The organism is Pseudomonas sp. BMW13 (assembly GCF_013357275.1).
GTDB classification, from domain to species: Bacteria; Pseudomonadota; Gammaproteobacteria; order Pseudomonadales; family Pseudomonadaceae; genus Aquipseudomonas; species Aquipseudomonas khazarica.
Genome location: NZ_SUKD01000018.1, coordinates 81,585 through 106,252 on the forward strand (window position 1 = coordinate 81,585; position 24,668 = coordinate 106,252).

23 protein-coding genes are annotated in these 24,668 nt (G+C 66.6%); 12 read left to right on the top strand and 11 right to left on the bottom strand.

Going from position 1 to position 24,668, the window contains the following annotated elements:
• The first annotated feature begins 13 nt into the window (after nucleotides 1-13).
• Genes cysT through E4487_RS14435 form a run of 3 tightly spaced genes read left to right on the top strand, consistent with a single transcriptional unit; the run spans nucleotide 14 to nucleotide 2,751 of the window.
• Entirely contained in the window at nucleotides 14-826 is an 813-nt protein-coding gene (gene cysT, locus E4487_RS14425) for a sulfate ABC transporter permease subunit CysT (RefSeq protein WP_175253705.1), read from the top strand.
• A 9-nt stretch (nucleotides 827-835) separates the two neighbouring features.
• Nucleotides 836-1,702, top strand: coding sequence for a sulfate ABC transporter permease subunit CysW (cysW, locus tag E4487_RS14430; protein ID WP_175253706.1), 867 nt, complete (start codon nucleotides 836-838; stop codon nucleotides 1,700-1,702).
• Nucleotides 1,703-1,758: 56 nt separating this feature from the next.
• Nucleotides 1,759-2,751, top strand: coding sequence for a sulfate/molybdate ABC transporter ATP-binding protein (locus E4487_RS14435; RefSeq protein WP_047587121.1), 993 nt, complete (start codon nucleotides 1,759-1,761; stop codon nucleotides 2,749-2,751).
• A 22-nt stretch (nucleotides 2,752-2,773) separates the two neighbouring features.
• Here E4487_RS14435 and E4487_RS14440 read toward each other — a convergent pair whose 3' ends face one another.
• The gene (locus E4487_RS14440) at nucleotides 2,774-3,466 is read right to left on the bottom strand and encodes a helix-turn-helix transcriptional regulator (RefSeq protein ID WP_134677656.1); all 693 of its coding nucleotides are present in this window, start codon (nucleotides 3,464-3,466) and stop codon (nucleotides 2,774-2,776) included.
• A gap of 85 nt (nucleotides 3,467-3,551) precedes the next feature.
• Here E4487_RS14440 and E4487_RS14445 point away from each other — a divergent pair, with 85 nt between their 5' ends.
• A complete protein-coding gene (locus tag E4487_RS14445) occupies nucleotides 3,552-3,911 on the top strand; it encodes an antibiotic biosynthesis monooxygenase (RefSeq protein ID WP_175253707.1) in 360 nt (119 codons plus the stop codon).
• Nucleotides 3,908-4,645: a sulfite exporter TauE/SafE family protein gene (locus E4487_RS14450; protein WP_175253708.1), complete on the top strand. Its 738-nt coding sequence runs from the start codon at nucleotides 3,908-3,910 to the stop codon at nucleotides 4,643-4,645. The genes E4487_RS14445 and E4487_RS14450 overlap by 4 nt, the downstream gene beginning before the upstream one ends.
• A 9-nt stretch (nucleotides 4,646-4,654) precedes the next feature.
• Here the strand turns inward: E4487_RS14450 and E4487_RS14455 are convergent, their stop codons facing one another.
• Nucleotides 4,655-5,056, bottom strand: coding sequence for a hypothetical protein (locus E4487_RS14455; protein ID WP_037051248.1), 402 nt, complete (start codon nucleotides 5,054-5,056; stop codon nucleotides 4,655-4,657).
• Nucleotides 5,057-5,179: 123 nt separating this feature from the next.
• Here E4487_RS14455 and E4487_RS14460 point away from each other — a divergent pair, with 123 nt between their 5' ends.
• A complete protein-coding gene (locus E4487_RS14460) occupies nucleotides 5,180-5,974 on the top strand; it encodes a helix-turn-helix domain-containing protein (protein ID WP_152489925.1) in 795 nt (264 codons plus the stop codon).
• A 113-nt stretch (nucleotides 5,975-6,087) separates the two neighbouring features.
• A complete protein-coding gene (locus tag E4487_RS14465) occupies nucleotides 6,088-6,834 on the top strand; it encodes a hypothetical protein (RefSeq protein ID WP_175253709.1) in 747 nt (248 codons plus the stop codon).
• Between the two features lie 64 nt (nucleotides 6,835-6,898).
• On the opposite strand, the gene E4487_RS14470 is transcribed toward E4487_RS14465, so the two are convergent.
• Nucleotides 6,899-7,423, bottom strand: coding sequence for a DUF962 domain-containing protein (locus tag E4487_RS14470; protein WP_134677651.1), 525 nt, complete (start codon nucleotides 7,421-7,423; stop codon nucleotides 6,899-6,901).
• A 115-nt stretch (nucleotides 7,424-7,538) separates the two neighbouring features.
• On the opposite strand from E4487_RS14470, the gene E4487_RS14475 reads away from it, so the two are divergent.
• A complete protein-coding gene (locus E4487_RS14475; RefSeq protein ID WP_037051245.1) occupies nucleotides 7,539-8,222 on the top strand; it encodes a Crp/Fnr family transcriptional regulator in 684 nt (227 codons plus the stop codon).
• 55 nt (nucleotides 8,223-8,277) lie between these two features.
• Nucleotides 8,278-10,275 (top strand): alkaline phosphatase family protein, encoded by a 1,998-nt coding sequence (locus E4487_RS14480; RefSeq protein WP_175253710.1) that lies wholly within the window; start codon nucleotides 8,278-8,280, stop codon nucleotides 10,273-10,275.
• On the opposite strand, the gene E4487_RS14485 is transcribed toward E4487_RS14480, so the two are convergent.
• Both E4487_RS14485 and E4487_RS14490 read right to left on the bottom strand, forming a co-directional pair.
• On the bottom strand, nucleotides 10,220-11,545 hold the full coding sequence (locus E4487_RS14485) for an APC family permease (protein WP_175253711.1): 1,326 nt from the start codon (nucleotides 11,543-11,545) through the stop codon (nucleotides 10,220-10,222). The two genes, E4487_RS14480 and E4487_RS14485, sit on opposite strands and share 56 nt — an antisense overlap.
• 109 nt (nucleotides 11,546-11,654) lie before the next feature.
• A complete protein-coding gene (locus tag E4487_RS14490) occupies nucleotides 11,655-12,470 on the bottom strand; it encodes a carbon-nitrogen hydrolase family protein (protein ID WP_175253712.1) in 816 nt (271 codons plus the stop codon).
• A gap of 140 nt (nucleotides 12,471-12,610) precedes the next feature.
• Between E4487_RS14490 and E4487_RS14495 the strand changes: the two genes are divergently transcribed.
• Nucleotides 12,611-13,393, top strand: a complete 783-nt coding sequence (locus tag E4487_RS14495) for a helix-turn-helix transcriptional regulator (protein WP_175253713.1) — start codon at nucleotides 12,611-12,613, stop codon at nucleotides 13,391-13,393.
• A 34-nt stretch (nucleotides 13,394-13,427) separates the two neighbouring features.
• On the opposite strand, the gene E4487_RS14500 is transcribed toward E4487_RS14495, so the two are convergent.
• From E4487_RS14500 to E4487_RS14510, 3 genes are read right to left on the bottom strand one after another with little or no spacing between them, the layout of a single operon-like run.
• Nucleotides 13,428-16,580, bottom strand: coding sequence for a CusA/CzcA family heavy metal efflux RND transporter (locus E4487_RS14500; protein WP_150607034.1), 3,153 nt, complete (start codon nucleotides 16,578-16,580; stop codon nucleotides 13,428-13,430).
• Between the two features lie 22 nt (nucleotides 16,581-16,602).
• Nucleotides 16,603-17,877: an efflux RND transporter periplasmic adaptor subunit gene (locus tag E4487_RS14505; protein WP_175253714.1), complete on the bottom strand. Its 1,275-nt coding sequence runs from the start codon at nucleotides 17,875-17,877 to the stop codon at nucleotides 16,603-16,605.
• A 56-nt stretch (nucleotides 17,878-17,933) separates the two neighbouring features.
• The gene (locus E4487_RS14510) at nucleotides 17,934-19,130 is read right to left on the bottom strand and encodes a TolC family protein (protein WP_373921531.1); all 1,197 of its coding nucleotides are present in this window, start codon (nucleotides 19,128-19,130) and stop codon (nucleotides 17,934-17,936) included.
• Between the two features lie 456 nt (nucleotides 19,131-19,586).
• Between E4487_RS14510 and E4487_RS14515 the strand changes: the two genes are divergently transcribed.
• A complete protein-coding gene (locus tag E4487_RS14515; RefSeq protein WP_037051233.1) occupies nucleotides 19,587-20,261 on the top strand; it encodes a heavy metal response regulator transcription factor in 675 nt (224 codons plus the stop codon).
• Entirely contained in the window at nucleotides 20,258-21,733 is a 1,476-nt protein-coding gene (locus E4487_RS14520) for a heavy metal sensor histidine kinase (RefSeq protein WP_175253716.1), read from the top strand. Before E4487_RS14515 ends, E4487_RS14520 begins: the two co-directional genes overlap by 4 nt.
• 132 nt (nucleotides 21,734-21,865) lie before the next feature.
• On the opposite strand, the gene E4487_RS14525 is transcribed toward E4487_RS14520, so the two are convergent.
• From E4487_RS14525 to E4487_RS14535, 3 genes are all read right to left on the bottom strand, one after another.
• Nucleotides 21,866-22,069, bottom strand: coding sequence for a hypothetical protein (locus E4487_RS14525; RefSeq protein WP_172979191.1), 204 nt, complete (start codon nucleotides 22,067-22,069; stop codon nucleotides 21,866-21,868).
• A gap of 141 nt (nucleotides 22,070-22,210) precedes the next feature.
• Nucleotides 22,211-23,491, bottom strand: coding sequence for an OprD family porin (locus E4487_RS14530; RefSeq protein WP_257229435.1), 1,281 nt, complete (start codon nucleotides 23,489-23,491; stop codon nucleotides 22,211-22,213).
• A 252-nt stretch (nucleotides 23,492-23,743) separates the two neighbouring features.
• Entirely contained in the window at nucleotides 23,744-24,646 is a 903-nt protein-coding gene (locus E4487_RS14535) for a LysR family transcriptional regulator (protein WP_175253718.1), read from the bottom strand.
• Nucleotides 24,647-24,668: the final 22 nt, after the last annotated feature.

Consider the following 24,668-nt stretch of genomic DNA (forward strand, 5'->3'; position numbering starts at 1 on the left):
AAAAGGACTGACCATGTCTCGTCGAACCTCCCCGGTCATACCCGGCTTCGGGTTGACGCTGGGCTACAGCATCAGCTACCTGGCGTTGATCGTGCTGATCCCGCTGGGGGCGATGCTGCTCTTCTCGCTGCAGCTCAGCGCCGAACAGTGGTGGCGCCTGCTCGGCAACCGCCAGCTGCAGTTCTCGCTGCAGCTGTCGTTCGGCACCGCCCTGGCCGCCGCCCTGCTCAACGGCATTCTCGGCACCATCATCGCCTGGGTGCTGGTGCGCTACAGCTTCCCCGGCCGGCGCATCATCGACGCCATGGTCGACATGCCCTTCGCCCTGCCCACCGCCGTGGCCGGCATCGCCCTGACCGCGCTGTACGCGCCCAACGGTCTGATCGGCTCGCTGCTGCCCGTGAAGATCGCCTACACCCCGCTGGGCATCACCCTGGCGCTGGTGTTCGTCACCCTGCCGTTCGTGGTACGCACCCTGCAGCCGGTGCTGGCGGACATCCCCAGGGAGGTCGAGGAGGCCGCCGCCTGCCTCGGCGCCAGGCCACTGCAGGTGTTCCGTCACGTGCTGCTGCCGAGCCTGCTGCCGGCCTGGCTGACCGGCTTCGCCCTGGCCTTCGCCCGTGGCGTCGGCGAGTACGGCTCGGTGGTGTTCATCGCCGGCAACATCCCGCTGCAGACCGAGATCCTGCCGCTGCTGATCGTCGCCAAGCTGGATCAGTACGACTATCCCGGCGCCACCGCCATCGGCGTGATGATGCTGCTGGTGTCATTCATCCTCCTGCTGCTGATCAACCTGCTGCAGCGCCGCATCCAGCCGCCTATCTGAGGAGCCGTCATGAGCCTTGCAACCCTTGGCCGGCAAGCCGCTGCGCGCCCCGCCAGTCGCTCGCCCGGCGCCATCGCGCTGATCGTCATCGCCTGGACGGTATTCGCCGTCATTCTCCTGTTGCCGCTGTACATGGTGCTGACCCAGGGCCTGAGTCGCGGTCTGGCGTTCTTCTGGGAGGCGATCCGCGAGCCGGATGCCATCGCCGCCCTGCAACTGACCCTGCTGGCCACTGCCATCTCGGTGCCGCTGAACCTGGTGTTCGGCGTCGCGGCCGCCTGGGCGGTGAGCAAGTTCGAGTTTCGCGGCAAGAGCCTGCTGGTCACCCTGATCGACATGCCGTTCTCGGTGTCACCAGTGGTCGCCGGCCTGATCTACGTGCTGCTGTTCGGCTCGCAGAGCCTCTTCGCGCCGTACCTGGACACGCACGACCTGCAGATCGTCTACGCCGTGCCGGGCATCGTCCTGGCCACCCTGTTCGTCACCTTTCCCTTCGTCGCCCGCGAGCTGATCCCGCTGATGGAGCAGCAGGGCAGCACCGAGGAAGAGGCTGCGCGCCTGCTCGGCGCCAGTGGCTGGCAGATGTTCTGGCATGTCACGCTGCCTAACGTAAAATGGGCGCTTATCTACGGCGTGGTCCTGTGTACCGCCCGTGCGATGGGCGAATTCGGTGCGGTATCGGTGGTCTCCGGGCATATCCGCGGTTACACCAACACCCTGCCGCTGCACATCGAGATTCTCTACAACGAGTACAACATCGTCGCCGCCTTCAGCGTCGCGATCCTGCTGCTCGTGATGGCCCTGGTGGTGCTGCTGCTTCGCCAGTGGAGCGAGGCGCGCCTGAGCCGCCAGCTACAGGCCAACCGAGAAGACTGACTGCCGTCACGCCGCCAGGAGCGGCATGGCCCACGGAACAACCAGGAACATCAGCCATGAGTATCGAAGTCAAAGGCGTCAACAAACGGTTCGGCCAGTTCACGGCGCTGAACGACATCAACCTGAACATCCAGAGCGGCGAGCTGGTGGCCCTGCTCGGCCCGTCCGGTTGCGGCAAGACCACCCTGCTGCGCATCATCGCCGGCCTGGAAACCCCGGACAGCGGCAGCATCGGCTTCCACGGCGAGGACGTGTCCGACCACGACGTGCGTGATCGCAACGTCGGCTTCGTGTTCCAGCACTACGCCCTGTTCCGCCACATGACGGTGTTCGACAACGTCGCCTTCGGCCTGCGCATGAAGCCCAAGGGCGAGCGCCCGAGCGAGGCGAAGATCGCCGAGAAAGTGCATGAACTGCTCAATCTGGTGCAGCTCGACTGGCTCGGCGACCGCTATCCGGAGCAGCTCTCCGGTGGCCAGCGCCAGCGCATCGCCCTGGCCCGCGCACTGGCGGTGGAGCCCAAGGTGCTGCTGCTCGACGAACCCTTCGGCGCCCTCGATGCCAAGGTGCGCAAGGAGCTGCGCCGCTGGCTGGCGCGCCTGCACGAGGAAGTGCACCTGACCAGCGTGTTCGTCACCCATGACCAGGAAGAGGCGATGGAAGTGGCCGACCGCATCGTGGTGATGAACAAGGGCGTGATCGAACAGATCGGCTCGCCTGCGGAGGTCTACGAGTACCCGGCCAGCGATTTCGTCTACCACTTCCTCGGCGATGCCAACCGCCTGTACGTGGGCAGCGATCACCATGTGCTGTTCCGCCCGCACGAAGTGGATCTGTGCAGCGAACCGGCCGCCGATCACCAGGCCGGTGAAGTGCGCGACATCCGCCTGCTCGGCGCCATCACCCGCATCACCCTCAAGGTGGAAGGCCAGGACGAGCTGATCGAGGCCGAGGTGGCCAAGGACCACGCCAGCCTGGACAACCTCGCGCGCGGCACCACGCTGTACTTCAAGCCCAAGGGTGGCAAGCCGGTCAGCGCCCAGGCCTGAGCGCCGCGAACGGTTCCAGCGCCTACTCCAGGGCGATCGCCATGATCGCCCTGCGCCCCCCTGGCGAGACCTGCAGCGCACGCGAGCCCTGGCTGCGCCGCAGCCAGCCTTCAGCCTCGCACAGCGCCAGCAACGCAGCGCCCAGCGCCCCGCCCAGATGCGGCTTGCGCTCGCTCCAGTCGGGGCAGGCGCAGAGCCGCTGACGGCGCTGCCGTTGCACCTGAGGCCAGTCGATGCCCAATGCCTGCAGGCGCTGCTCACCCGTCGCGGTGATGGCCAGCGTGCCGTCCTGCTGCGCCAGCCAGCCGGCCGCACACATGCGCGCGAAGACCCCCACCGCCAGCTCACCGGCCAGGTGGTCATAGCAGGTGCGCGCCTCACGCATCGCCTGCGGCGTACCCCGCGACGCCGGCACAGGACGCGACTGGCGCGGCTGTGCGGCGAGCGCCGCACTGGCCAGCGCCTCCACCAGCTGCCCCACTTCCGGACCGGCCAGGCGGTAATAGCGATTGCGCCCATGGCGCTGCTGCACCAGCAGGCCGCCCTCGACCAGCTTGGCCAGGTGCGCGCTGGTCGAGGATGGCGACAACCCGGCCAGCAGCGCCAACTCGCCGGCAGGGCGTGCGCTGCCGTCCATCAGCGCCCAGACCATGCTGGCGCGCCCGGCATCGGCGAGCAGCGCGGCGATCGAACTGAAACCCGGTGCGTATTCCATAATTCACCTCATGACGAAACATGGCGTGCACGACACGTGAATACTGGCAGGCAACGTCAACCAGAGCCAGCCAGGGAGAAACCCGATGCTCGCCGTGATCTTCGAAGTACAGGCCAAACCAGGCCAGCAGCAGGACTATCTCGACCTCGCCGCCGGGCTGCGCCCGCTGCTCGCCAGACAACCCGGCTTCATCTCCATCGAACGTTTCCAGAGCCTCAGCGAACCGGGCAAGATCCTCTCGCTGTCGTTCTGGCGGGACGCCGCCTCGGTCGAAGCCTGGCGCCAGCACCAGGAGCACCGCGAGGCGCAGACGGCGGGGCGCGAAAGCGTCTTCGCCGACTATCGCCTGCGCGTGGCCCAGGTGCTGCGCGACTACGGCCTGCACGAGCGCGAGCAGGCCCCCGCCGACAGCCAGGCCATGCACCACAGGGGAGCCGCACGATGACCGAGTACCTGCCACTGATCCTCGCCACCTTCCTGCTCGCCGGCATGGTCAAGGGCGTGGTCGGCCTCGGCCTGCCTACCATCGCCGTAGGCCTGCTCGGCCTGCTGATGGCGCCCTTGCAGGCCGCCGCGCTGCTGATCATCCCCTCGATGGTGAGCAACATCTGGCAGCTGTGCGACGGCCGCAGCCCGCTGCCGATGCTGCGCCGCCTATGGCCCATGCTGCTGGGTATCGTCGCCGGCACGCTGCTGGTCGCCGCGGCACTGCACAGCCTCGACCTGCCCGGCGCCAGCCGCTGGCTCGGCGCGGCACTGGTGCTCTATGCCGTGCTCGGCCTGGCCAGGGTGCAGGTGCGCGTCGCCGCGCGATACGAGTCCTGGCTGGCGCCACTGATCGGCGCCGTCACCGGGGCGATCACCGCCGTCACCGGCGTCTTCGTCATCCCTGCGGTGCCCTACCTGCAGGCCATCGGCCTGGAAAAGGACGACCTGATCCAGGCCCTCGGGCTTTCGTTCAGCGTCTCCACCCTGGCCCTGGCGGCGGCGCTCGGGCACAGCGGCGAACTGTTGCAGCCCGCGGTGCTGGGCCTTTCGGCCCTGGCCCTGCTGCCCGCCCTGCTGGGCATGGCCGCCGGCCAGTGGCTGCGCAAGCGCATCAGCGCCGAGCGCTTCAAACGCTGGTTCTTCATCGGCCTGCTGCTGCTCGGCAGCGAACTGGCCCTGCGCGGCTTCTGAGCGCAAGCGTCAGATGGCGGCCGCCTGCGAGTGGCGGAGGCCAAACCACTGCAGCTCGGCCAGCAGCGCCACCGCCAGCGCCTGGGCGATGACGAAGGCGTAGCCGAACAGGTTCGGCGACAGCCAGCCGATCAGCAGCACCAGCAGGCTGTCGATCACCCACAGGGCATTGACCGCGATGACCGCCCAGACGACCTGGCGGCTGATCTGCTGGCGGTTGGACAACCACACCAGCAGCGCGGCGAATGGCAACAGGGCGCTGCCGGCGACCAGCAACAGCAGACGCGGCAGTTCGAGGAAGGCGCCCAGCCAGCCGGCCGCCAGGACCAGCAGCAGGCCGGTGACGCCGCTGAGCAGGCCGTCGAGCAACAGCGCATCACGCAGCATGGGGTTGGGTTGCAGTACGTTCATGGCAAGTTCTCCACAGGGAGCACCGGGGTGGTGCCTGGCCTACAGACTTCGCCGAAACGCACGGGCCGTCGATTACCTATCAGGTAATGGCCGACATGACCTGGCTGGACTATCGTGCTGGCCATGACTACGAACTCCCAGACCGCCGGCGCCCTGTTGCGCCAATGGCGCCAGCGGCGCCGCCTGAGCCAGCTCGACCTCGCCTGCGAGGCGGAGATATCCACCCGCCACCTGAGCTTCGTCGAGACCGGCCGCGCACAACCCAGCCGCGACATGCTGCTGCACCTGGCCGAGCAGCTGGAGATTCCCCTGCGCGAGCGCAACCGCCTGCTCAGCGCCGCGGGGTTCGCCCCGCTGTACAGCCAGCACGACCTCGCCGACCCGGCGCTGGAGCCGGCGCGCCAGGCCATCGACCAGTTGCTCAAGGCCCATGAACCCTATCCCGCCCTGGCCATCGACCGGCAGTGGAACCTGCTCGCGGCCAACGCCTCGGTCGGCCCCTTTCTCGTCGGCGTGGCAGACGACCTGCTCGGCCCGCCGCTCAACGTGCTGCGCCTGTCCCTGCACCCCGAGGGGCTGGCCCCGCGCATCGTCAACCTGGCGCAGTGGCGCGCGCACCTGTTGCTGCGCCTGCACCGCGATGCCGAGATCAGCGGCGACCCGCAGCTCCTGGCCCTGCACGAGGAACTGCTGACCTACCCGGCGCCGGAGGATGAGGGCGAAGCCTCTGCAGAGACGGTCCTGATGCCGGTGCAACTGCGCACCGAAGCCGGCGTGCTGAGCATGATCAGCACCACCACCGTGTTCGGCACACCGAACGACGTGACCCTGGCCGAGCTGGCCCTGGAAACCTTCTTCCCGGCCGACGCCTTCAGTGCCGAGTACCTGCGCAACCTGGCAAAAGCCCCCGAACGGTAGCGATTTCCGACGAAATCACTCTTTCGGGTCATGCTCGCTCCGGCATGACGCAGTAGTCTTGACGCTGTGTCATTGACGCCGCCCCGCTCAAAACAATAACAAGGAGCACCCGGATGCGCTGTAAAGCACTGCTACGCCATGCCTTTCTCTGGTCGCTGGGCCTCTTCGTCGGGCTCTCGCCCATGGCCTTCGCAGAGGCCGTCAGTCCGCAGGAACAGATCCAGATTCACGCCTGCCGCGCGACCAGCAGCCTGATGCTGTTACGTGGCGAGGGCTTCCAGAAAGTCCATCGACAGCGCCTGGAGGCCGACCTGGCCGCTCTGGCCGGCGCCATGCAGAGCCTGCCGCAGGGCAGCAGCGCGCTCACCAGCGCCCACCACGCCCTCGTTACCCAACTGCGCAACGGTGTTTCCTATGGCCCCGGTGACGAGAACGTGCCCTGGCGCTTCCCGGAGGACCTCAGTCGCGCCTTGCGTGATTTTCTCGCGGCGGCCAGGGGGCTGCCGGGGGCGCCAGGGCAGAGCGAACTGGCGGCGAAGGTCGAGTACCTGGGGGTGCAATACCTCGCCCGCTCCTACCTGGGCACCTTCGAGATCGCCCGCGAGCACCCCGACACCTACCTGGGCCAGGACGAACGCCTGCTGCTGCCGGCCATCGACCAGGAACTGCAGGCTCTGGATGCCAAGGCGGACCCGCAGGTGAACAAGCTGCAGACCCGCTGGGGCTATCTGCGCGCCGCGCTGGCCGACATGAACAGCCAGAGCAACACGCTGGAGAGCGTGTCCGGCCGCCCCTTCGCACCGATCACCGTGGACCGCCACGCGCGCTCGCTGACCGCGCAGTGGATGGCGATGTTCTAGCCCAGCCGTGCCGGGTAGCCGCAGAAGCCGGCTCGTCGGCGCATGCGCCCGTCAGCCGGGCGACTCAGGCCAGGGCCTTCTTCTCGCGAATGCAGGTCGGCCCGGCGATTTCCACCACCGCGTGCTCGACCTCCTTGCGCAGGCCAAGCAGGAAGGCCAGCTCGGCCACCACGAACAGCGGGCCGACCATCAGCCCCATGACGTCATCGACGAACGCCGGCTTGCGCCCTTCGTAATAGTGGCCGACGAACTGGATGACCCAGCCGACCACGAACAGGCCGAGCCCCGCCGACAGCCACAGCGCCGTGCCGGCCACCGCCAGCCCGGCAGCAGCCCACAGGCACAGCGCCAGCAGCAGGCTCATGACCAGACCGAAGCGGGTATCCAGGCGCAGGTAGAACAGCGCGGCGGCCAGCGCCACCAGGGTGGCAGGCGCCAGCCACAGGCCGAACAGCTCGAAACCCGGGCGCGAGAGCAGCACGGCGACCGCCAGCACGATCATCGGGATGCCGATGAAATGGCTGGCGATGTTGCGTCGGTCGCGGTGGTAGGCGGCATACTGGGCCAGGTGATCGACGAGGGTTTTCATTGTTATCGTCCTCAACAGGGGAACAGGCCCCGCCATGATCACCTCGCGCCGGCGCATCGCTCTGTCGCCTAGCCGACAATGACATCGACGGCCACAGCGCCCTACAGGAGCCGACATGCCCGACCCTCGCACCTACGCCAGCCTGCTCAACCAGGGCCACTGGTTCGCCGCGCTGCCTGCGGCGCTGAGCCAGACCCTGCTGGAGATGGCCAGGGTGCAGCGCCTGGATGCCGGCCAGCGGCTGTTTCGCCGTGGCGACAGACCCAGCGGCCTGTACGCGGTGGTCGAGGGCGCGGTGCGCGTCGGCGCCATCGGCGAGAACGGCAAGGAAGCCCTGCTGACCCTGGTCGAGCCGCCGTACTGGTTCGGCGAGATCTCCCTGTTCGACGGCCTGCCGCGCACCCACGATGCCTTCGCCGAAAGCGCCAGCACCCTGCTGTTGCTGCCCCAGGCCGAGCTACTCGCCCTGCTCGAACGCCAGCCGCAGCACTGGCGCGATTTCGCCCTGCTGATGAGCCACAAGCTGCGCCTGGCCTTCATCGCCCTGGAAGACATGAGCCTGCTGCCGGCCGCGCCACGCCTGGCCAGGCGCCTGCTGCTGATCGCCGAAAACTACGGCGAGAGCGAGCCGCGCCGGGTGCTGCACCTGGCCCAGGAACAACTGGCGCTGATGCTCTCGCTGTCGCGCCAGACCACCAACCAGATCCTCAAGGAGCTGGAGGCTCAGGGCGTCGTGCGTCTGACCTACGGCGAGATCGAGATTCTCGACGTCGAGCACCTGCGCCAGCTGGCCTCCTGAACCGCTGGCGCCCTGCCACTGTCCAAGCCCTGTCTCTCATCCTGCAGGAAGCCTCATGCCCGACAACCTCCACACGCCACTGCCCGCGGTGCTGGCCGGCCCGCTGCTGCGCCGCCTGGAGCCCGGCCGCCTGGTACTGTGGCTGGTGGCCAGTCGCGAGCTGAGCCTGCAACTCTGGCTGCACCCCGACGGCGAGGAGCCGCGCACCCTGGCCCTCGACGCGCATTGCCAGCAGCTGCCGCTGGGCCGGCATGCGGTCCTGCATCTGCTCGACGTGCCCCTCGAGCGCGCCCTGCCCCAGGATGTGCGCGTCGCCTATGACCTGCAGATCATCGCGGCTGACGGGACGCGCGGCATGGCCGACTGGGCGGCGCACCTGCTCCACGACGGCGCCGAGCACGCCGATTTCGTCCTGCGTGCACGGCTCGACCAACTGCTCCACGGCTCCTGCCGCAAGCCGCACCATGCCGCCGACGATGGCCTGCTCTGCGCCGACTGCCTGCTGGCCGAGCCGCACGACGCCACGCAGCGCCCGGCCCTGCTGCTGATGAGCGGCGACCAGGTGTACGTGGATGACGTCGCCGGGCCGATGCTGTGCGCCATCCACCAGTTGATCGCCCGCCTCGGCCTGTTCGACGAGCAGCTCGAAGGCGCGGTGGTCGAAGACAGCCAGGCGCTCTACGCCGATCCGGTGGGCTACTACCGGCGGGCCGAGCTGCTGCCCGAGATCACCAGCAACCAGACCCTGCGCGACAAGTTCTTCGGCGGCGTGAAGAAGCCGATCTTCACCAGCAGCAGCGCCGACAACCACCTGGTGACCTTCGCCGAGATGATCGCCATGTACCTGCTGGTCTGGTCGCCCGTGCCCTGGACGCTGATCGAGGAAACGCCCCCGCCACTGGACGAGCAACGCCAGCAGCGCTACGCCGACGAACGTCAGCGCATCGCGGCATTCCGCCAGGGGCTCGGCCAGGCCGCCCGCGTGCTGGCCCACCTGCCGACGCTGATGATCTTCGACGACCATGACGTCACCGACGACTGGAACCTGTCCGCGCGCTGGGAACAAACCGCCTACGGCCATCCGTTCTCCCGGCGCATCATCGGCAACGCCCTGCTCGCCTACCTGCTGTGCCAGGGCTGGGGCAACGACCCGCAGGCGTTCGCCGAGCCGCTGCGGGCCTGCCGCGACCTGCTCCTGCAACGCCAGGCGAACGACCAGCTGCAGGCCAAGGCGCAGGACGCGCTGATCGGGCAACTGCTGGAGTTCCAGCACTGGCACTACGTGCTGCCGACCACCCCGGCGCTGCTGGTGCTCGACACCCGCACGCGGCGCTGGCGCAGCGAAGGTCATCTGTCGAAGCCCTCCGGGCTGATGGACTGGGAAGCGCTGTGCGACTTCCAGCAGGCGCTGCTCGATCACCCCAGTTGCATCATCGTCTCCGCCGCGCCGATGTTCGGCGTCAAGCTGATCGAAGGCATCCAGAAGCTGTTCACCTACGCCGGCCATCCACTGCTGGTCGATGCCGAGAACTGGATGGCCCATCGCGGTGCAGCCAGCGTGATGATGAACATCTTCCGCCACTCGCGCACGCCTGGGGACTTCGTCATCCTGTCCGGCGACGTGCACTACTCCTTCGTCTACCGGGTGAGCATCCGCCTGCGCCGCAACAGTCCCACCATCTGGCAGATCACCAGCAGCGGCATCAAGAACGAATTCCCGCACAGGCTGCTGGACTGGTTCGACCGCCTCAACCGCTGGCTCTATGCCCCCTGGTCGCCACTCAACTGGCTGACCAAGCGCCGGCGCATGCGCGTCACCCCGCTGATCCCCGACCGCAGCCGCTCGGGCGAGCGGCTGTGGAACGGCGCCGGCCTCGGCCAGGTGTTCTTCGACACGCAGGGCCGTCCCGAACGCATCCTGCACCTCAATGCCGACGGCTCGAAACCGGTGACCTTCGTCGCCGAGCGCGACGAAGGTCCGGCAACGGTGGCGCAGCTCAGCTCTGCGCGTCGAACTGCAGCTCCGGAGGACGGCGGCGAAAGCCTCCGGTGAGCCAGGTCAGGTACAGGCCACCGAGCACCAGCCAGCTGCAGCCGAGCATGATCGCCAGGCGATCCAGGCTGACCATCAGCCATAGTGTCGCCAGCAGACCGAGCAACGGGCACAGCAGGTAGCGCAGCACCTGCAGCGGCCCCCGCGCCTGCGGCTGGCGGGCGAAGTGGACGATCACCGAGAGGTTGACCAGGCTGAAGGCGAGAAAGGCGCCGAAGTTGATGAAGGAGGTCGAGGTGGTGACGTCCAGCTTCAGCGCCAGCAGGGCCACGACCGCGCACACCAGGATGGCGCCCACCGGAGTGCCGAAACGCGGGCTCAGGGTGCCCAGCAAGGCCCGCGGCAGCACGCCGTCACGGCCCATGGCGAACATCAGGCGCGAGGCGCTGGCCTGGGCCGACAGGCCCGAGGTGAACTGGCCGACGATCAGACCGATCAGGAACACCGACACGAACAGGTCGCCACCGATGTTGCGGGCGATCTCGTAGGCCGCCGCATCGCTGCTCTCGAACAGCGTCGAGGGATGCGCCAGCTGCACGCAGTAGGCGGTGACCACGAAGATCAGGCCACCGATCAGGGTGATCAGCAGGATGGCCCGCGGAATGGTGCGCTGCGGTTCGTGGGTCTCCTCGGTCAGGGTGCTGACCGCATCGAAGCCGAGGAAGGAGTAACAGGCGACCGCCGCGCCAGCCATGACCAGCGACAGGTTCATGCCCTCGCCCAGGAACGGCTCCAGCGACCACAGCGGCTTGCTCGCATCACCCAGCACGTAGTGCACGCACAGCGCGACGAAGGCCAGCAGGACGAGGAACTGCACCAGCATCAGCACGCCGTTGATGCCCTTGGCCAGGCGCAGGCCGACCACGTTGATCAGGCTGGTCAGCACAATGAAGGTCAGCACCCACAGCGCCTGTGGCAAGCCGGGGAAGGCCGAGTGCAGGTAGGCCGCACCGATCAGCCAGATGGCCATGGGCAGGAACAGGTAATCGAGCAGCACCGCCCAGCCGGCGATGAACCCCAGGTGATCGTTGATGCTGCGCCGCACGTAGCTGTAGGCCGAACCGGCCACCGGGAACAACCCGGCCATGCGGGCGTAGCTGAGTGCTGTGAAGACCATCGCCAGCGAGGCGGCGACATAGGCCGCGGGCACCGCACCACGGGTGATCTCGGCGAGGATGCCAAAGGTGCCGAGGACGATGATCGGTGTCATGTAGGCGATGCCGAACAGCACCACCGCTCCCAGTGAAAGGGATCGTTGCAGACGAGCCATTGCTTGCTACTCCCGTTTTTTTTGAAATTGTTATGGCAGAGCCGAAGTCGGCGAAAGAAAGGCGCGGCGAGGCCGCACGGGCGCTTCTGCGGCGCCCGTTCAAGGGAAATCAGGGAATCAGCAGCTCACGCAGGCCGCTGTCATGCTCGACACGCTGGCCAGGCAGCGGCATGCGTCGCTCGTCCAGGTAGCGATAGTCGCGACGGGCCTCGGCCAGGCGCTGCATGTCCAGTTCGATGACCTGCCGGCAGGGTTCGCGCCCCGCCTCCAGCAGCAGGCCGCCGCCGGGCTCGACCACCGCGCTGCCGCCGGCGAACACCAGGTTGCCGTCACCCTCGCCGACGCGGTTGACCATCACCGCGTAGGCCTGGTTCTCCATCGCCCGCGCCATGATCGCAGTGCGATGGGTCGGTCCGTAGGGGTCCATGTTGCCGTTGGTGACGATCAGCAACTCGGCGCCCAGCTCACCCAGGGCCCGGGCGCTTTCCGGAAACTCGATGTCGAAGCACACCAGCAGGCCGACGCGCACACCGTCGAGCAGCGCCGTGGCGTAGCGGTCGCCCGGGGTGAACACGCCCCGATCGGAGGCCCACAGATGGGTCTTGCGGTAAGTGAGGACGGTATCGTCGCCGTCGATCAGCAGCGTGGTGTTGTAGAACACGCCGTTGTCGTTCTCGGCAATGCCGATGGCCACGGCCACCCCCCGCTCGGCGGCGGCACGACGGATCGCCCGCAGGCTCGGGCCATCGAGTGGCTCGGCCAGGGCGGCGACGTTCTCCGCCGTGGGGAAGCCGGTCAGGTAGGTTTCCGGAAAGACCAGCAGGCGGGTTCCGGCCGCGCAGCCGGCGATGGCGTGCAACGCGGCAGCGAGGTTGTGGGCGGTATCGCCATCACGGCCAGCGAGCTGGACGAGTTCGACTTGCATGACAGGGCTCCGATTCTTGTTGTTGCACGACGCGTGGTGGCTACCCAGAATGCCGGCAGCCATCCGCCAGGGTTCGAGTATGGAGACAGGGGTGCCCGGGCGAAATCACGCATGCGGGGTAACCCCCCGGGGGTAGAGGCATGACCATGACCTTGCACGACATCGCCTTCCATCGCAGCGTCGCCGAGCTGATCGACGCGCTGCCGGGCCCTCACTTCTGGCGTGCCCTGCAGCGCACCCTGGGCCAGTACGTGGCGCACGACAGCTGGGTGGCGCTGGTCTTCAGCGAGGGCCGCCCGCAGGTGCTGGCCGAGTGCAGCGGCGATGATGGCGAGCCCGACCTGCTGTTCCAGGACTACCTGCGCGGCCTCTACCTGCTCGACCCCTTCTACATCGCCAGCCGCGAAGGCCGCCGCGACGGCCTGGTGCGCCTGGGCGAGGTGGCGCCGGAGTGCTTCGAGCAGACCGATTATTACCAGCGCTACTTCCGCCTCAACGTGGTCGCCGACGAAGTGCAGATCAACCTGGCCCTGCCGGGCGAACGCACCCTGTGCCTGTCACTGGGCTCACGCCAGGTCTTCCGTCCCGAGCAGATCGCCCTGCTCGGCCTGGTGCAGCCCTGGGTCACGGCGCTGATGCGCCAGCGCCTGGCCTTCGAGCCGGAGCCCGGCGAACCGAGCGCGCCCCCGCCCTGGCAGGAACGCCTGGAGCAGATGGCGCGGCACGTGGAGACCGCCCTGACCGGCCGCGAGCTGGAAGTGGTGCGGCTGATGCTCAGCGGCCACTCCAGCAAGGAAGTGGCGCGCAAGCTGGCGATCTCGGCGGAGACCGTGAAGGTGCACCGCAAGCATGTCTACAGCAAGCTGGGGATCAAGTCGCAGTCGGAGCTGTTCGCCCTGTTCCTCCAGGCGCAGGGCGGCTGACGTCCCAGTCCCGGACCGCGCATGGGCGACGGGGTCACGGGCTGGCCTCCGGTTCCGCCTGCTCTTCACGCCGGTACGCCCAGCGATACAAGGCCGGCAACACCAGCAGCGTCAATGCGGTGGACGACAGGATGCCGCCAATCACCACGGTCGCCAGCGGTCGCTGCACTTCGGCACCGGTGCCGGTGGCCAGGGCCATCGGCACGAAGCCCAGCGACGCCACCAGGGCCGTCATCAGCACCGGGCGCAGGCGCTGCAAGGCCCCTTCGGTGACGGCTCGCTGCAGGCCCATGCCTTCCTCACGCAAGTTGCGGATGAAGGAAATCATCACCAGGCCGTTGAGCACCGCCACCCCCGACAGGGCGATGAAGCCGACCCCGGCGGAGATCGACAGGGGAATGTCTCGCAGCCACAACGCCATGACACCCCCGGTCAGGGCGAAGGGGATGCCGGTGAACACCAGCAGGCCATCGCGCAGATTGTTGAACATCATGAACAGCAGCATGAAGACCAGCAGCAGGGCGACCGGCACCACCACCTGCAGGCGCCTGGCGGCGGACTGCAACTGTTCGAACTGCCCGCCCCAGTTGGTCCAGTAGCCGGCGGGCAGCTTCACGTCGCGGCGAATCTTCGCTTCGGCTTCCTCCACGAAGGAGCCGATATCACGCCCACGCACGTTGGCGCTGACCACCACCAGACGCTTGCCATTCTCGCGGCTGACCTGGTTGGGGCCGGGCGCCAGCTCCAGCCGGGCCACTTCCGCCAGGGCGATGAAGCCGACGCCGGTGGCGGCCCCGGCAGCCGGCACGGGGATCAGCAGACGCGACAGGCCGTCGATGTCGGTGCGCAGGTCTTCCGGCAGGCGCACCACCAGATCGAAGCGGCGGTCGCCCTCGAACAGCGTGCCCGCCCGGCGGCCACCCACGGCAACGGCGACGGTGTCCTGGATGTCACCGACGTTCAGGCCATAGCGCGCCGCCTTGTCGCGGTCGATGGCCACGGTCAGCACCGGCAGGCCACTGGTCTGCTCGGCCTTCACCTCGGATGCTCCCGCGATGCTGCCCAGGGCCTGCGCCACGTCGGCAGCCATGCGGTTGAGCACGTCCCTGTCGTCACCGAAGATCTTCACCGCGACGTCGCTGCGCACGCCGGAAATCAGCTCGTTGAAACGCAGCTGGATCGGTTGCGACAGCTCGTAGTTGCTGCCCGGCACCAACTCGGCGGCGGCCTGCAGTTCGGCGATCAGGGTTTCCCGCGACTTGTCCGGGTCAGGCCACTGCTCACGCGGCTTGAGCATCACGTAGCTGTCGGAAATGTTCGGCGGCATCGGGTCGGACGCGATCTCGGCCGTGCCGGTGCGGGCGAAGACGCGCTGCACCTCCGGCACCTGGGCCAGCAGGGTCTGTTCCAGGCGCATCTGCATCTCCACCGACTGGGTCAGGCTGGTGCCGGGCACGCGCAGCGCCTGCAGGGCGAAGTCACCCTCGCTCAGGCTGGGGACGAACTCGCTGCCCATGCGCGAGGCCAGGAAGCCGGAGAACAGCACCAGCACCAGGGCGGCGCCGAAGGCCTGCAGGCGATAGCGCATGACCCACTGCAGCACCGGCTCGTAGGCACGCCGGGCGATGCGCATCAGCGCGTTTTCCTCCTCCTTCACCTTGCCGGTGACGAACAGGGCGATCGCCGCCGGGACGAAGGTCACCGAGAGAATCATGGCGCCGAACAGCGCAGTGACCACGGTGAAGGCCATGGGGTGGAACATTTTGCCCTCGACCCCGGTCAGGGCGAAGATCGGCAGGTACACCACCATGATGATCAGCTGGCCGAAGATCAGCGCGCGGCGCGCCTCCCTGGAGGCGGCGAACACTTCGTGCAGGCGCTCGCTGCGGGTCAGCTCGCGACCGTGCTTGTGCTGCGCGTGGGCCAGGCGGCGAATGGCGTTCTCGACGATCACCACCGCACCGTCGACGATGATGCCGAAGTCCAGTGCCCCGAGGCTCATCAGGTTGGCACTGACCTTGTTGCCGAACATGCCGGTGAAGGTGAACAGCATCGACAGCGGAATCACCATGGCCGTGATCAGGGCGGCACGGATGTTACCGAGGAACAGGAAGAGGATGACGATCACCAGGATCGCGCCCTCGATCAGGTTCTTCTTCACCGTGGCGATGGCCTTGTCCACCAGGTTGGTGCGGTCATAGACCGTCACCGCCACCACCCCTTCGGGCAGCGAGCGGTTGATCTCCTCCAGCCGCGCGGCCACGGCCTGGGATACGCTGCGGCTGTTCTCGCCGATCAGCATGAACACCGTGCCCAGCACCACCTCGCGGCCGTTCTCGGTGGCGGCGCCGGAACGCAGCTCACGCCCGAGCATCACCTGCGCCACGTGACTGACGCGAATCGGCGTGCCATCGACGTTGGCCACCACGATGTTGGCGATATCCTCCAGCGTGCCCAGCTGGCCGGGGGCCCGCACCAGCAGCTGCTCGCCGTTGCGCTCGATGTAGCCGGCGCCGACGTTGGCATTGTTGCGTTCCAGCGCCAGCAGCAGTTCGCCCAGCGTCAGCTTGTAGGCGGCCAGGCGCTTGGGATCGGGGGCGATCTGGAACTCCTTGGCGAAGCCACCGATGCTGTTGATCTCGGCCACGCCAGGCACCGTGCGCAGTTGCGGCTTGATGATCCAGTCCTGGATCACCCGCAGATCGGTCGGCGTATAGGGCGTGCCGTCCTCCTTGAGGGCGCCCTCCTCGGCCTCGACCGTCCACAGGAAGATCTCGCCCAGGCCCGTGGAAATCGGCCCCATGGAGGCCTCCACACCCTCGGGCAACTGCTCCTTGGCAGCCTGCAGGCGCTCGTTGACCAACTGCCGGGCGAAGTAGAGGTCGGTGCCGTCCTCGAAGATCACCGTCACCTGCGACAGCCCCGAGCGCGACAGCGAGCGGGTCTGCTTCAGGTGCGGCAGGCCGGCCATGGCCGTCTCGATGGGAAAGGTGATGCGCTGCTCGGTTTCCAGCGGCGAGAAACCATCGGCAGCGGTGCTGATCTGCACCTGCACGTTGGTGATGTCGGGAACGGCGTCGATCGGCAGCTTCTGATAGCTGGCCACACCCACCCCGGCCATCGCCAGCACGGCCAGCAGCACCAGAAAGCGCTGCTCGATGGCGAATTGAATGATGCGCTCAAACATGAGGAATACTCGTCGGTGAGGGTCAGTGCGCGTGCTCGGCGCTGGCTTTGCCCAGTTCGGACTTGAGAATGAAGCTGCCGGCAGCCGCCACCCGCTCCCCGGCCTTCAGCCCCTCGCGCACCTCCACGAAGCCGTCGCTGCGGCTCCCCAGCGTCACTGCACGAACGTCGAAACCCTCGTCGGTGCGCACGAAGACACTGCTCTGCTGCTCGACCTCCTGCACGGCCGAAAGCGGGATCACCGCCCTGGCCGCATGGCGTTCGGTGGCCAGGGCGACGGAGACGAACAGGCCGGGGCGCCATACGCCATCGGCGTTGTCCAGGGTGATACGGCCCGTGGCCGTGCGCGTCTGCTCACCCAGCAGGCGGCTGACATAGGCGACCTTGGCGGTCGTCTCGCGCCCCAGTTCGGGAGCGATGACGCGCACGTCCTGGCCGACCCTGACCTGCTCCAGGTCGCGCGGAGACACGCTGAAAGTGACCCACACGCGGTTCAGATCGGCCACGGTGAAGGCCGCACTGCTGTCGCCCACGACCTCGCCCGGCACCAGGTGCTTTTCCACCACCACACCGGCAAAGGGGGCACGCAGCTCGTAGCGACTGCCGTCACCGGCATCGCCCTGGGGATCGAGGGTCCTGCCCTTCTGCCGGGCGTTGGCCAGGGCGATCTGCGCCTCCTGCAGCGCCTGCCTGGCCTGCAGGTAATCCTGTTCGGCGGAGATGCCGTCCTGCCAGAGCTGGCGCTCACGCTCGAAGGTGGTGCGCGCCAGCTCGAGGCGCCGTGAGGCCGCCGCCAGTTCGCTGCGCAACTCGGAAACCTGCTGGCTGACGATCACCGCCAGCGCCTCGCCAGCCGCCACCTTCTGCCCCAGGCCGACCAGCACCCGCTCGACCACCCCGGCACTGGGCGGGACCACGTGCGCCGTGCGCTCCTCATCGAAATTCACTTCGCCAGGAAGCGAGATATAGGTGCTCATGCTGCGTGCCTGCGCTTCGGCGAGCTCGATACCGGCAGCGGCGATCTGCACGTCGCTGAGCAGCAGCCCCCCCTCCTCGGCATGCCCCTCAGCCGACTCATCGCCTTGCGCATGACCATCGCCGTCCTCGCCATGCTCCTCGCCCGCACTCGCGGCCTGCGCCGCGCCGAGCGGATTGACCCCGGTCGCGTAGCCCTTGTCGCTTTCCGCCAGTCGATGACCCATGTCCGCAGCGAACTGCCCACCGTTGTAGAACAGCGCCCCACCCACAAAACCCACGGCCATGGCGGCCGTGATGGCAACACCGAGTTTCTTCTGCATGAACAACCCCAAACAGTGATCAGCGCCGGCATCGCACCGGCCTTGGTGACAAGGATTCAGTACCCATCCGTACCGGCGGAGAGATCGCCATAGATGCGTTCGAGGCGGACCCAGGCGGCCAGCGCTTCGTCGAGCGCCAGCAGGTAGCGCGAGCGAACGTCGATCAGGGTGCGCTGGGCATCGAGCACATCGATGAAGGCGAACTTGCCCATCTGGAACCCCCGCGTGGTGCTCTCCAGCGCCTGGTCGGCGGCGCCCAGCAAGCCGTCCTCGAAACTGCGAATCGCCCCCTGCGCCGTGCGCCATTGCTGGTGAGCCTGCTGCACCTCGCTGCGCAGGCGCAGCTGCGCCGCATTGCGCAGGTCGCGCGCCTGCTCGGCGCGCCGCGAGGCGGCCAGCACGTTGCCCTGATTGCGGTCGAACAACGGCAGCGGCATGGACAGCCCGAGCAGATTCACCCGCTCGCGATCCTCACGGCTGTACTGGCTGCCGAGGCTGACCCTGATATCGGCAATGCGCCGACTCTTCTCCACCGCGATGGCGGCCTCCTGGCGCTCGATCTCGATCTGCGCCAGACGCATCGGCGCGGCACTGTCCAGACGGCGCAACAGCTCCGTCACACCCGGTAGCGCGGGCAGGCTGGCGGCATCGCCGCTCAGCTCCAGCTCATCCGCGCTGGCCTGCGGGCCGATGACCGCCAGTAGCTGGCTCATGGCATTGCGCCGTTGATCGCGGGCACGCGCGGTTTCCAGGCGCACCTCGTCGAACTGCAGGCGGGCCCGTGCGACCTCCAGCGGGGACGCCTTGCCCGCCTTGACTCGCGCCTCGACCACCGCGACGCCACGCTCACTCAGCGCTTGTGCCTGTTCGGCCAGGGTCTGACGCATCGTCGCCAGCAACGTCCCCTGAAATGCCGCCACCACCTCGGCACGCAGTTCGTTGCGCAGTTGCTCCTGGCCTATCGAGGCGCTGTCGATACCGCGCTCGGCCAGCTCGATACGGGCACCGCGCTTGCCCCCCAGTTCGATCGGCTGGCTGATCTGTACCGTGGTGGTCCGCGTCGCACTGCGCGTGTCCTCCACCTCCCAGGACAACTCCGGGTTGGGCAGCACCCCGGCCTGCCTGCGCTCGCCCTCGGCAATGCCGGCGTTGCGTTCACCGGCCAGCAGCGACGGGTTGCCTTGCAGGGCTCGCTCCCACGCCTGGCTCAGCGTGATCGCTGTCGACGCACTGGCCTGGCCCAGGGGGAACACGAAAGCAGCGGCCAGGACCCATACTTCAGCAACTTTCGAATATCGCCTCGACAAGTTCTTTCCTCCACACCGATATAAATCCGCAGACATGCGTGTACGTCTCGGCAAACTTCATTCGGTGCAGAATTTAGGCAGCCCCACCTATCGACGGAGTGACTGCGAAATTACAAATCCGTAATACTCGGCCACAGGATAATGCCCTGTATTAACATGCACCCCGCACATAACAGAGCACTCGGCAAGTTACAAATAGACATATATGAACTTCGCGAAACCACACGCGAAAACAGGCCTATAAGTTCATGTAACGCCTTGAAACAAAGGGCCTTCCTTGACCCTGTAGCCACTTCAAGGTTCATCATTTCGCGCCCGAACATAACGCATCGATATCGCCATCCTCGACAACAACCGCGACTCGAAAAACTCCATATCCATCTCACCAAGGTTATCCAGCGTATGCGAATCCTGATCGTTGAGGACGAGCTTAAAACTGCCGACTATCTCCACCAGGGCCTGAGCGAAAGTGGTTATATCGTCGATATTGCAACCAACGGTGTCGACGGCCTGCATATGGCAGCGCAGTCTGCCTACGAGTTGGTCATACTCGATGTCGACCTGCCGGAAATCGACGGCTGGGGGGTACTCGCCAGTATCCGCCGCAACAGCCGCACCCCGGTGATGATGCTGACCGCACGCGGCCGGCTGGCCGACAAGCTGAAAGGCTTCGACTCCGGCGCCGACGACTATCTGGTCAAGCCATTCGAGTTTCCCGAACTGCTGGCCAGGGTCCGCTCGCTCCTGCGGCGTGGCGAACAACCGAGCGTGCCTGACGTCCTCAAGGTCGACGACCTCGAACTGGACCCGGCCCGTCATCGCGCCTACCGCAGCGAACAGCGCATCGACCTGACCACCAAGGAGTTCGCCCTGCTGCACCTGCTGATGCGCCGCAGCGGTGAGGTGCTCTCGCGCACCCAGATCATTTCCCTGGTCTGGGACATGAATTTCGATTGCGACACCAATGTCGTGGAAGTCTCGATCCGGCGCCTGCGTGCGAAGATCGACGACCCCTTCGAGAACAAGCTCATCCACACCTTGCGCGGTGTCGGCTATGTGCTGGAGGCCCGTTCATGAGGCCCGCCCGGCTGTCGGGCCAGCTCAGCCTTTCCGTCGCCCTGCTGGGTTTGCTGCTGGTTGCGCTGCTCAGTGCCCTGGCCTACTTCTCGCTGAGCCGACAACTCGACGGCATCGCGACACAGAACCTCGAGGACAAGCTGCAGCAGGTTCGCCATGCCACCCGCGAAGTCGCCTTGCGTCCCGAAGTGGGCGACCAGATCCACAACATCAGGGACCTGATCAAGGGCCACGACAACCTCTCGCTCATCCTGTATGACGATGGCCCTGAGCCGCGTGTCCTGTTGCGCGAGGGCAACCTGGCGGACCTGCCACCGCTGTCGAAGAGTTCGAGCGAGGCCGTGCGTTTCGAGCGCTGGCAGGACGCCCTGGGCAATGAACGGATGACGGCCTCGCAGCTGATGGTACGCAAGGATGGGACACGCATCCGAGCCGTGCTCACCCTCGACCGCGCCAGCGATCAGGCACTGCTGCGCGCCTACATCGAATCCACGCTGATCGCCCTGCCTCTCGTGCTGCTGCTGATCGCCGCAGGCGCCGGATGGATAGCCCATCGCGGTCTCAGCTCGCTGCATCAGTTCCGCAGGATCGCCGAACGCATATCGACTCAGGACCTGAGCCACCGCCTGCCGCTGGAGAATCTGCCCCGCGAGCTTCGTGAACTGGCCAGTGGCATCAACTTCATGCTCCATCGCCTGGACAGCGGCGTGCAGCAGCTCTCGCAGTTCTCCGATGACCTGGCCCACGAGCTGCGCACCCCCATCACCAACCTCATCGGCAAGGCGCAGGTAACGCTGTCGCGAGAGCGGCCGCCCGAGCAGTACAAGCTGGTACTGGAGAACTGCACCGAGGAGCTCGGCCGGGTCACGCGTATCGTGTCGGACATGCTGTTCCTGGCCCATGTCAGCCATCCCGCCGCGCTGATTCCTTTCGAAGAGATCGCCCTGCACGAAGAAGCCCGAAAGGTCGCGGAACTCTTCGCCCTCATGGCCGAAGAGAAGCGCATCCTGCTCGACGTCGCCGGCCAGGCAACGATCGAGGGTGACCGCCTGATGGTGCAACGGGCCATCTCCAACCTGCTGTCCAATGCCATTCGCCACAGCCCGGAAGGGGCGACGGTGAACATGAGGATCAGCGCAGGGCCCTCGGAGGTGACGCTGGCGGTGAGCAACCCGGGTCCCGGCATCCCGCCCGAGCACCTGCCCAGGCTGTTCGAGCGTTTCTACCGGGTCGACCGCGGACGCTCGCGTGCCGACGGCGGCACCGGTCTGGGCCTGGCCATCGTGCGTTCGATCATGAGCCTGCATCAGGGCCAGGTTAACGTCAGCAGCATCGTGCACGAGAGCACCGTCTTCACCCTCTACTTCCCCACTGTGGCTCGCCCCGGAGGCACCGCTAACGGCAGGCGCGGCCCAGGGACAGGCTGCACGCGTACGCGCAAGCCCCGGAAGAACCTGGCACAGCCGGACTGATTCGATGCGTGAAGACGCCCGCCTGATGAGCGCCATAAAAAAGCGCCCCGAAGGGGCGCCAAGAACCATCTCTCAACCAAAGGAGCGGGAGCTACCAAGAGATGGGGACTGAAGAGGGGAAACGACGTGCGTTCAGTCACGCACTGCGTCGTTGTCTCCACTCTGAACAGACGATGATGGCTGCTGCCCGGCGGCTCGATCGCCATGGATGCGCTGCTGGTTTTCACGGAACTGCTTGAGCGCATCGAGCGAGCGTTGCGAACCATCCTCCGCCGAGGCGAGCAGGCTGCTTGCACTCAGGAGAACGACGAACAGGAACTGGGTGAACACTTTCATGGGAACCTCGGACTGACTGAGCAAACGTGGAAACGAACGCTTCGAAGACAGCCCCATGTTAGGTAGGCGCACCTAACGGGAGCATGAGGCCCGCATTACAATCCTGACAGTTAGGAGCGGCAGCGCCGCTCCTGTTCGGTGTTACAGCACCTGCAGCGGATACTCGACGATGACACGCACCTCATCGAGGTCGCTTTCATACGCGGTGGCACGGGTATTCATCTGCCGCACACGCACCGAGAGGTCCTTGAGCGAGCCGTCGAGGAACACGTACTTGACCTCGATATTGCGCTCCCAGCGCTTCTGGTCGGTCAGCGGGTTGCCGGCGTCATCCCTGCGCATGTACGTGCTGTTGGCGTTGGAGTAGTCCGCGTCACGCCCCAGCGCGTAGCGCGCCATGAAGCTCAGCCCGGGTATGCCGAAGTCCGCCATGTCCAGGTCGTAGCGCAGCATCCAGGAACGCTCCTTCGGCGAGTTGAAATCGCTGTACTGCAGGGAGTTGTCCAGGAAGATGGAGTCGGACTGGCGCAGATAGTCGAAATCATCGTCGCCATTGTTGCGCTGGTGAGAGAGGGCGACGCGGTGGGCGCCGTAGCGCACGCCGATGCTGCCGCTGTAGATGTTGTTGCTCAGTTCGCCCAGGCGTTTCTTGCCTTCGTCCGTCGCGTTGTAATAGTTCAGCCCACCGAACAACGCCAGGTCGTCGGAGAGCGGATAGGTCCACCACATCCCGGCGTAATACTGATCCCAGACATCTTTCAGGCGGCTGCCGTAGAGGCTGAAGCCCAGGTTGTCGCTGACGGCATAGTCGCCACCGAAGTAGCCGACCCAGGGCGAGTCCACCTGCCCGGCGTAGAAGGTCGCGAACTCACCACGCGAGGTACTTTCCTGTGGCTGACTCATGGCGTGCAGGCGGCCGCCCTGCAGGGTCAGCCCGTCCACGCTCTCGTTGACCAGGGTGACCCCCTTGAAGCTCTGCGGCAGCAAACGCGAATCGCCGTAGTGCACGACAGGCGTGGTCGGAAACACATCACCGGCCTTGACCACGGTGTCGGCAAAGCGGGCTTTGACCGCCGCGCCCACTTTGGAATACGCATCCTCGGCCCGGTCATCGCTGTCGACCGGCAGCATGTCGACGCTACCACCCGGACCATAACGGCCGTCGCCGGTATCCAGTTTCAGGCCCAGCCCTGCGTGGAGGTCGACACCGAAGCCGACGGTACCCTGGGTGAAGCCGGATTCGAAGTTGGCGAGAATGCCGTGCGCCCAGGCCTCGGTGTAACTGCTGCGCTCACCGTTGGGCAGCACCCTGGCCTCCCCCTTGCGGAAGTCCCGGTTGAAGTAGAAGTTGCGGTTGAGGATCTTCAGGCTGCTTCCCTCGACGAAACCGTCGCTGGCCTGTGTCTCGGACGCCTGCGTCATCGTGCCTGGACCGAATGCCAGTGCGGAGATGATCGCCAGGGTTAAAGGGCTTTTGTTCATACATGGCTCCTGATGCTTACCGGCAGTTTTGGGGTTGTCATAGGCCGACTCTTCTTGTGGTTATGGCCCTCACATCCTTGCAACCTGCGGATAACTCGGAGATGAGCGCCGCATTACAATTTCGTAATCGAAGAACTCGACGCCCCCTGCACGGTCCGCTCGCACGCCGGCACGGCAAGTCGTCGTGCGGCATCACTCATCGTCTGCAGCAAACCAGTCGCGGCGCTCCGCAAAGGCGTTGTGGATCAGCGCCAGCAGGCTCATGACGTCCTCGCGCTGCGCCGAGAGCGGTGCGCAGGCCAGCCAGATCGACTGCCTCATCGGGCGGGCAAAGAGGCCGGACAGCAACTGCAGGTTCGCGTCGATGTGCGAGGTGTAGTGCGGCATCAGGCCAATACAGGCGGCGTGCCGGATCAGCTCCATCGTCCATTGCTGGGAGTGCGCCCGTGTCACCGCACTGCCACGCGCGTCCACCAGGGCATTCCACGGCGCGAACACTGCCGATGCCGACGTATCCGGGCGCTGCACCAGCATGTAGTCGTGCAGATCACACAGGCGCGCGGGTAGCCGTCGCTCACGGGCGTAGCGCTTGCCGATACAGGCCTGGAACTCGACGCTGGCCAGGCGCTGGGGCCGCGTCATGGCAAAACCGGGATCAGGCCGGGCCTGGTCGGGATCGGCCAGCCAGATCATGACCTCGCTCTGCAGCAGCGGCCCCTGGTCCTGGCGGAGCAGCTCCAGGCGCACGCCGGCATGCCTGCGCAGAAAGGCCACCAGATGCCGACCCAGCACATCGTCGAGCACCCATTCCGGCAGCGCCAGGCGCAGCTCGGGCCGTTCGGCGAAACCGACTTCGGGGCGCAGGTCTCGATGCCGGGATGCCAGTTCCGCCTGCAACGCCAGGCCGCGTGACGTCAGTGCGAGTGCGCGGTCCTGATAGACGAAGAGCGCTTCCCCCAGACTGGTTTCGAGCCGCCGCAACTGCTTGCGCAACACCGTGGGGTGCATGTTCAGGCTGCGTGCCGCCTGCTTGAAACTGGCGCAGCGCGCGGTTGCCAGAAAGCTCCTGGCCACGAGTCGCTCGATCTCAGCCATGGCGACCGCCAGGCATGTGGCT